Raw genomic sequence first — 7,910 nt, forward strand, 5'->3', positions numbered from 1 at the left:
TTTCTTCGCCGAGGGAGCAGCCCATGAGCAACGAATTCAACCCCAACGATCCCTTCGCCCTGTTCCGCCAGTTCTGGCAAACCGCCACCCCGCCGGGCATGCAACCGTTCCTCCCGCCGATGAGCGAGGAAGAAATAGACCGCAAGCTGGCGGAATTGCGCGTGGTGGAAAGCTGGCTGACCATGAATATGGGCATGTTGAGCATGCAGATCAAAGCCCTGGAAATGCAGAAGTCCGCGCTGCACTCGATGCGGCCGAAAGACCCGCCGCACAATTGAGGCCGCACGGTTCCCACGCGGCCGAGCTCAAGTTTGCTTGAAGCGCAAACAACGCTACACTCTACCCTCCGGCCGCGGACCTTCCTGGCAGAAGCCCGTGGCCGCTACGCATTATCGTGATGAGCGGGACGGCGTGCCCTCCCCTTTCCCATAACAACGAATTTTCCGCGGACTCCATGCGTTTTTCCACTCCACCCGCCGAGCAGCCCGCCGACTCCGGTCTGCCGTCCATCCCCGCTTGGCTGTTCTTGATCATTGCTGTCGCCTGGCTGCTGCCCGGCTTGGTAGGCCATGAGCCTTGGAAGCCGGACGAAGCCTATACCTTTGGCCTGATCCGCCATATCGCAGAGACCGGCGACTGGATCGTGCCGACGCTGGCCGGCGAACCCTTCATGGAAAAGCCGCCGCTATTCTTCATCAGCGCCGCCTTCACCATGCAATTGTTCAGCGGCTGGCTCAGCGCCCCGGACGCCGCCCGCTTGGCTGCCGGTGGCTGGATGGCGCTGGCTCTGGCCGGCACCGCCGTCTCCGCCGGGGCCTTGTATGGCCGGCGCGCCGCGCCCTGGGGCGCCTTGTTGCTGTTGGGGTGCCTGGGCCTGCCGATGCGCGCCCACCAAATGATCACCGACACCGCCTTGCTGGCCGGCATCGCCTGGGGCCTGGCCGGACTGGTGCTGCTGCGCCGGCGCGCCTGGCTGGGCGGGGCGCTGCTGGGCCTGGGCGGAGCCGTCGCTTTCTTGAGCAAGGGCCTGCTGGGGCCCGGCTGCCTGGGCTTGACCGCCTTGCTGCTGCCGCTGCATCCCGATTACCGCAGCCGCCGTTACGCCGGCGGCCTGCTGCTTGCCGCGCTCATCGGCTTGCCGCTGACCGCGCTGTGGGGCTTAAACCTGTACTTGCGCGATCCCGCCTTGTTCCAGCTCTGGTTCAAAGTGAACAATTTCGGCCGCTTCGACGGCAGCGCCCACTTGGGCCCCAAGGCGCCGCGGCTCTTCTACGGCCGCACTCTGCCCTGGTACGGCATTCCGGTGTTGCCACTGGCCTTGTGGGGGCTTTGGCGCGACCGCCGGCAATGGACCCGCGCCTGGCCCGCCGCGCCGGCCCTGCTCTGGCTAGTGACGCTGACTGTCTTGTCGTTGGCGGGCGACGCTCGCGAACTATATGCGATGCCCCTGCTGCTGCCGCTGGCGCTGTTGGCCATCTCTGGCTTGCGCGCCGGCGAAGCCCACCGCGCCTGGCGCGCGCTGTCCGGCTTCAACCTGCTGCTCTGCCTGACGCTGGGAGCCAGCGTGCTGGTTGTCGCCTGGGTGCTCTCCACCGGCGAACCCGCGCAATTCGCCCGCTACCTTCTGCAGCGCAAATTCACCGACTGGCACCCCCAATGGCACCCGTGGACCTGGCTGGCCTTCAGCCTGATTGCCGGTGGCGTGGCTTCCCTATGGCGACGTTTCCCATCAAACACCGCTCCCGGCTTTGCCTGGCGCTGGAGCCTCACCATCGTACTGTTGTGGGGCGGCCTAGCCACATTGTGGCTGCCGGCGCTGGATCACGGCATGCGCTATCGCGAAACCTTCGCTTCGCTCCGCCCCGTCCTCGCCGATATCGACCGGCAGGGCGAATGCGTCGCCAGCATCGGCCTCGGCGAGCCCCAACGAGCCTTGCTGGACTACTACGCCGACTACCGCACTCAGCGGCTGGAAAGCACGCCGCAGGCCAAAAACTGCCGCTGGCTGCTGGTCCAGTCCCTGCATGACCAATTGCCGCCCTACCTGACCGGCCTAACGCCGATAGCAAGCTTCCAGCGCCCGGGCGACTCAAAGGAACGCTTCCGCCTTTATCGGCTGGAGCGGCCGCTGGGCCAGTTCTTGGGTGCAACAAAATAATTACAACGTATTTAATTTATTGGAAAATTGTCACAATCAGTCACATTTTGCCCAATATTCCTTAACAATCACAGTGCCGGGATAACGTAGCCTTAACCCTTTTTTCTTGAGGTTATGGTATGTCGGCGCTGAACGCGGTGGATTTGTTCTGGTCCTTGGCCAGCGGGCGCTTCTCCCGCGAGGACGGATTCGACGAAGGGAAGAACCGCTGTAAATTCGCGCTGCGCGGACTGCTGACCCTGCCATGGACGTTGCGCTGGCTGGACAGCTGGGGCCAACCCGCGCTGCGCCGCCACCTGCAAGCCAATCCTAGACTGGCCTGCAAGCTGCATCGCCCCTACTTGTACCGTTCTCTTGGCCCAAGCGGCAAACTAGCCGCCCTGCGCGAACACTATCAGACGCTGGCCGAGCGTGTGTCTCCCGCCGCCTACCACGATCTGCTCAGCGACGCTGGCCTGACGCTGGCCGAGTTGCTCGGCAAAAACGACGCCGCGATCACGGCGGTGCTGACGCACCGCCATAGCTTCGACAAAGAGGGCGAGCTATCCTTGCAAATCTGCTCGGAAAAGCGGGTCGCCATCGCCACGCTGACTTTCACCATCACCCGCCGTCAGGGCGAAACCGCCATCATCATCGGCGGCCTGCAAGGCCCGCGCAAACCTCATGGCGCGGAAGCCGTGCACCAGCTGACCAAGCAAAGCCATGGGCTGTTTCCCAAGCGCTTGGCGGTGGAGGCCTTGATCGCGCTGGCCCGGGAGATAGGCGCCAGCCAGGTACTGGCGGTCAGCAAATGGCAGCATATCTACAGCTCTTGGCGCTATCGTCGTGAATTCTTCGCCGATTACGACAGCTTCTGGGACACCTTCGATGCCCAGCCCACTGCTTGCAAACGTTTCTTCAGCCTGCCGCTGCAGCTGCCGCGCAAGCCCCTGACCGAGATCGCCAGCAAGAAGCGCGCGGAATATCAACGACGCTACGCTCTGCTGGACGAACTCGCCAACCAAAGCCGCCGAGCCGTCACGCTCCCGGCCACCGCAAACTGAAGGCGGGCTCGGCGCGACTGAAGTCGTCGCCGCCCAATTTGCCCACCAAGGCCAGGACCTCGCCCGCCACGCGACCATCGCGCCACGCCTCATCCGCCACATGCACGTGACGCACCTCGCCCAACACTAAGTTGCCGGCGCCCGCGCCATCGCCCAAGGCCAGGCACAGGGTCAACACGCACTCGAAGCGAAGCGGCGCCTGCTCCACGCCCGGAGCTCTCACCTGCCGGCTGCGCGCCTTGGCTACGCCGACCAGATCGAACTCGTCCACATCCGGCGCGTAAGGGCCGCAGCTCAGATTCATCTCCTCCGCCAAGCGTTCCGGCACCACGTTAACCACAAACTCCCCGGTAGCGCGAATATTGGCCAAAGTGTCCTTAACCCCGCCGTCGGCCGGTGTCAGAATGCTCAGCGCCAGCACCGGCGGCTTCACGCTGGCCACGGTGAAAAAGGAAAACGGCGCCAAGTTGGCCACGCCCCGCAAATCCTGGGTGCTGACCCAGGCAATGGGCCGGGGCAGCACGCTGCCCACCAGCAAGGGATACACCGCTTCTGGCGGCAGCATCTTGATGTCGCAGTCCATATAGACTCCTCTCTGATGCCATCATTCTAATGCTGCAAAGCAGCAAAATACTAGCGCGTCAAATGCGCCCGGCGATGGTGTCGCAACCGCTCGGCAGGTAAAATGGCGTGATGAACTCACCTCGTTTTATCCATCTGCGCCTCCACTCGGAGTTCTCCATCACCGACGGCATCGTGCGCCTGGATGACGCCATCAAGCGCGCCATCAAGGACAATATGCCCGCGGTGGGCATGTCCGATCTGATGAACATCTTCGGCATGGTCAAGTTCTACAAGGGCTGCCGGGACAAAGGCATCAAGCCCATCGTGTCCTGCGATGTCTGGCTGGAAAACGAGGAAGACCGCGATAAGCCTTATCGCCTGATGCTGACGGTCAAGAACCGTCAGGGCTACGGGCGCTTGTGCGAACTGCTGGCCGACGCCTATACCCACAACCAGTACCGCGGCCGTGCCGAGCTCAAGCGCGCCTGGCTGGAAAACGGCGACAACAGCGGCCTGATCTGCTTATCCGGCGCTCACCTGGGCGACGTTGGCCAAGCCTTGCTGATGGGCCAGCGCGACGAAGCGCGCCGCCGCGCCGAATATTGGGAACGCTGCTTCCCGGACAATTTCTACCTGGAACTGCAACGCCTGGACAACCCCCAGGTGGAAAACGCGGTACAAGCCTCGCTGTGGCTGGCCGGCGAGATCGGCCTGCCGGTAGTGGCCACCCACCCGATCCAGTTTATGGACCCGGACGATTTCAAGGCCCACGAGGCCCGCGTCTGCATCGCCGAGGGCTTCACCCTGGGCGACAAGCGCCGGCCGCGCAGCTTCGAGGAAAACCAATACTTCCTGTCCACTGACCAGATGCTGGAGCGCTTCGCCGACATTCCAGAAGCGCTGGAAAACTCAGTGGAAATCGCCCGCCGCTGCAATATCAGCGTGCAACTGGGCAAAAACTACCTGCCGCAATTCCCCACCCCGGACGGCATGACGCTGGACGACTACCTGGTGCACCTGTCCCAGGAAGGCCTGGAAGAACGGCTGGCCAAGCTCTACCCCGATCCGGAAGTCCGCGCCCAAGAGCGGCCGCGTTACGACGAGCGTTTGAAGATCGAGTGCGACACCATCATCCAGATGGGCTTCCCCGGCTACTTCCTGATCGTTGCCGACTTCATCAACTGGGCAAAAAACAATGGCTGCCCGGTGGGGCCGGGCCGCGGCTCCGGCGCCGGTTCGCTGGTGGCCTACAGCATAGGCATCACCGATATCGATCCGCTGGCCTACGCGCTGCTGTTCGAACGCTTCCTCAACCCCGAGCGGGTATCGATGCCCGACTTCGACATCGACTTCTGCCAAGACAACCGCTATCGCGTGATCGAGTACGTGCGCCAGAAATACGGCGCCGAGGCGGTATCGCAAATCGCCACCTTCGGCACCATGGCAGCCAAAGCGGTGGTGCGCGACGTCGGCCGGGTGCTGGACCTGCCTTATATGTTCTGCGACGGCGTATCCAAGCTGATTCCGGCCGCGCCCGGCAAGCAGTATTCGCTGGACGACGCGGTGGAAATGGAGCCGGTGCTGCGCGAGCGACTGGAAAACGAGGAAGAGCTGCGCGAGCTTTGGGAGCTGGCCAAGAAGTTGGAAGGCCTGACCCGCAACATCGGCATGCACGCCGGCGGCGTCTTGATCGCGCCGGGCAAGATCACCGATTTCTGCCCGATGTACCAAGCCAGCGCCGACGGCGCGGTGCCGGTATCGATGCTGGACAAGGACGATGTGGAAAAAGTGGGCCTGGTGAAGTTCGACTTCCTGGGCCTGCGCAACCTGACCATTATCGAACTGGCGGTCAACTACATCAAAAACCTGGACCCGAGTTTCGACACCGATCTCAACCTGCTCGAGTTCACCGACCCCGCCGCCTACAAAGTACTGCAACAGGCCAACACTACCGCCGTATTCCAGCTTGAATCGGACGGCATGAAACGGCTGCTGGAAAAACTGAAGCCAGACCGTTTCGAAGACATTATCGCTGTGCTGGCCCTGTATCGACCCGGCCCGCTCGGCTCCGGCATGGTGGACGACTTCATCCTGCGCAAGGCCGGCAAGCAGGAGGTCGACTACTACCACCCGGACCTGCAGGCCTGCCTGGATCCGACTTACGGTGTGATCGTGTATCAAGAGCAGGTGATGCAGATCTCGCAGATCATCGGCGGCTACACCCTGGGCGGTGCCGACATGCTGCGGCGCGCGATGGGCAAGAAAAAGCCCGAGGAAATGGCCGAACACCGCGGCAAGATCGCCCAGGGCGCGGCCACCAAGGGCTACGATCCCAAGTTGGCCGAGATGCTGTTCGACCTGATGGCCAAGTTCGCCGAGTACGGCTTCAACAAGTCGCATACCGCCGCCTACGCCGTGGTGTCCTACCAGACCGCCTGGCTCAAGGCCCATCACACCGCGGCCTTCATGGCGGCCACCATGTCCTCTGAATTGGACAACACCGACCAGCTCAAGGTGTTCTACGACGACAGCGTGGACAGCAAAAACGGCCTGATCTTCCTGCCGCCGGACGTCAACCAGAGCTACTACCGCTTCGTGCCGGTGGACCGCAAACACATCCGCTATGCCTTGGGCGCGATCAAAGGCACCGGCGAAGCGGCCGTCGACCACATCGTCGCGGTGCGCACGGAGTCCGGCCCGTTCAAGGACCTGTTCGACTTCTGCCGCCGCACCGATAAAAAAATCGTCAACAAGCGCGTGATCGAGGCGCTGATCCGCGCCGGCGCCTTCGACAGCATCGAACCCAACCGGGCCAAGCTGTTCGGCAATGTCGGCCTGGCAATGAACGCCGCCGAGCAAGAACACGCCAACGCCAATCAGGGCGGCCTGTTCGACATGTTCGGCGACGATGTCGCCCCCAGTGTGGAAATGGTGGAAATCAAGCCGTGGAGCGACGCCGTCAAACTGGCGGAGGAAAAGCTGGCCATCGGCTTCTATCTGTCAGGCCATCCCTTCGCCGCGTACGCCAAGGAAATTCGCGGCTTCATCAAAACCCCGCTGTCTCGGCTCAGCCCGCGCAAAGAGCCGCAACTCCTGGCCGGCTTCGTCACTGGCATCCGGGTCAAAGTGGGCAACCGCGGCAAAATGGCCTTCGTCCAGTTGGATGACGGCAGCGCCAAGCTGGAAGTCAGCCTGTTCGCTGAAAGCTTCGAAGCCAACCGCAGCCGGTTGAAAGACGACGTGGTGCTGGTGATAGAAGGCAAGGTAAGTGAGGACAACTTCTCCGGCGGCCTGCGCATCATCGCCGATAAAGTCTATGAATTGGGCGAGGCGCGCAGCCGTTACGCACGCAGCCTGTCGCTGAAACTGGCCGGCAAGGTGGACGTCAGCAAGCTCAAGTCCCAGCTGCATCCGTTCCGTAGCGAGGATGCCGGCTGCCCAGTGCGCATCCATTACAACAACGGCGCGGCCAGCGGCGATCTGATGCTGCCGCCGCCCTGGGGCGTCCGCTTGGACGACGGCCTCTTGCTGGCGCTGCAAGACTGGCTGGGCAATGACAAAGTCAAAGTGATGTGGTAACCGCTCCGCCTCCTGCAAGCCGCGCCCAGCGCGGCTTTTTTCTTGTCCCGCGCCTTTGCAAGCGTCGGACATTACAGTAGGCTTCCCCACTCAAACGCACACGCAAAAGGATGTTTTCAGATGACGGCACGCCCGGCGCAACTCCAAGACATCGCCCCGGTCTTCCAGATCGAACAAGCGGTATTCGGTCATCACGTCTACCCGGACTTTTTCTTCCGCCAGGCTCACGACCTGTGGCCGGACCTATTCTTCGTCGCGCCAGGCGCTCAAGACGGAGAACTGGGCGGCTACATCATCGGCGCTCCAGGCAGCGGGCAAGGAGAGTTCTGGATTATGTCGCTGGCGGTCCATGAGCATTGCCGCGGACAGGGCCTCGGCAAGCAACTGCTGCAAGCCCTGCTGCAAGTGTTGCGGACTCGTCAGGCCAAGCACGCGAAGCTGACCGTGCATCCCGACAACTCCGCGGTCAGGCTGTACCAAAACCAGGGCTTCTCCGTTATCGAACATCAGCCTCATTACTTCGGCCACAACGACCCACGCTTGGTCATGCGCGTGGATTTCTAGCG

6 protein-coding genes are annotated in these 7,910 nt (G+C 62.6%); 5 read left to right on the plus strand and 1 reads right to left on the minus strand.

Annotation, left to right across the window (positions count from 1 at the left end):
• Positions 1 to 23 precede the first annotated feature (23 nt).
• From ACUXV1_RS22625 to ACUXV1_RS22635, 3 genes are all read left to right on the plus strand, one after another.
• The gene (locus ACUXV1_RS22625; RefSeq protein ID WP_019102797.1) at positions 24 to 278 is read left to right on the plus strand and encodes a PhaM family polyhydroxyalkanoate granule multifunctional regulatory protein; all 255 of its coding nucleotides are present in this window, start codon (positions 24 to 26) and stop codon (positions 276 to 278) included.
• Positions 279 to 454: 176 nt separating this feature from the next.
• Positions 455 to 2,158, plus strand: coding sequence for an ArnT family glycosyltransferase (locus ACUXV1_RS22630; RefSeq protein ID WP_446016705.1), 1,704 nt, complete (start codon positions 455 to 457; stop codon positions 2,156 to 2,158).
• Positions 2,159 to 2,277: 119 nt separating this feature from the next.
• Complete coding sequence (locus tag ACUXV1_RS22635; protein ID WP_446016703.1) at positions 2,278 to 3,201, plus strand: VirK/YbjX family protein; 924 nt, start codon at positions 2,278 to 2,280, stop codon at positions 3,199 to 3,201.
• On the opposite strand, the gene ACUXV1_RS22640 is transcribed toward ACUXV1_RS22635, so the two are convergent.
• The gene (locus ACUXV1_RS22640; RefSeq protein ID WP_446016701.1) at positions 3,176 to 3,784 is read right to left on the minus strand and encodes a flavin reductase family protein; all 609 of its coding nucleotides are present in this window, start codon (positions 3,782 to 3,784) and stop codon (positions 3,176 to 3,178) included. The two genes, ACUXV1_RS22635 and ACUXV1_RS22640, sit on opposite strands and share 26 nt — an antisense overlap.
• Before the next feature lie 110 nt (positions 3,785 to 3,894).
• Here ACUXV1_RS22640 and dnaE point away from each other — a divergent pair, with 110 nt between their 5' ends.
• Together dnaE and ACUXV1_RS22650 are read left to right on the plus strand one after the other, a co-directional pair.
• Positions 3,895 to 7,344 (plus strand): DNA polymerase III subunit alpha, encoded by a 3,450-nt coding sequence (gene dnaE / locus ACUXV1_RS22645; RefSeq protein WP_043640776.1) that lies wholly within the window; start codon positions 3,895 to 3,897, stop codon positions 7,342 to 7,344.
• A 120-nt stretch (positions 7,345 to 7,464) separates the two neighbouring features.
• Positions 7,465 to 7,908 (plus strand): GNAT family N-acetyltransferase, encoded by a 444-nt coding sequence (locus tag ACUXV1_RS22650; RefSeq protein ID WP_446016699.1) that lies wholly within the window; start codon positions 7,465 to 7,467, stop codon positions 7,906 to 7,908.
• The last annotated feature ends 2 nt before the right edge of the window (positions 7,909 to 7,910 follow it).

The sequence above is a fragment of the Chromobacterium sp. W521 genome (assembly GCF_052805975.1).

Coding starts and splice junctions, on each gene's coding strand:
- ACUXV1_RS22625 (WP_019102797.1), top strand. CDS start 24: ATGAGCAACGAATTCAACCCCAACGATCCCTTCGCCCTGTTCCGCCAG.
- ACUXV1_RS22640 (WP_446016701.1), bottom strand. CDS start 3,784: ATGGACTGCGACATCAAGATGCTGCCGCCAGAAGCGGTGTATCCCTTG.
- ACUXV1_RS22635 (WP_446016703.1), top strand. CDS start 2,278: ATGTCGGCGCTGAACGCGGTGGATTTGTTCTGGTCCTTGGCCAGCGGG.
- dnaE (WP_043640776.1), top strand. CDS start 3,895: ATGAACTCACCTCGTTTTATCCATCTGCGCCTCCACTCGGAGTTCTCC.
- ACUXV1_RS22650 (WP_446016699.1), top strand. CDS start 7,465: ATGACGGCACGCCCGGCGCAACTCCAAGACATCGCCCCGGTCTTCCAG.
- ACUXV1_RS22630 (WP_446016705.1), top strand. CDS start 455: ATGCGTTTTTCCACTCCACCCGCCGAGCAGCCCGCCGACTCCGGTCTG.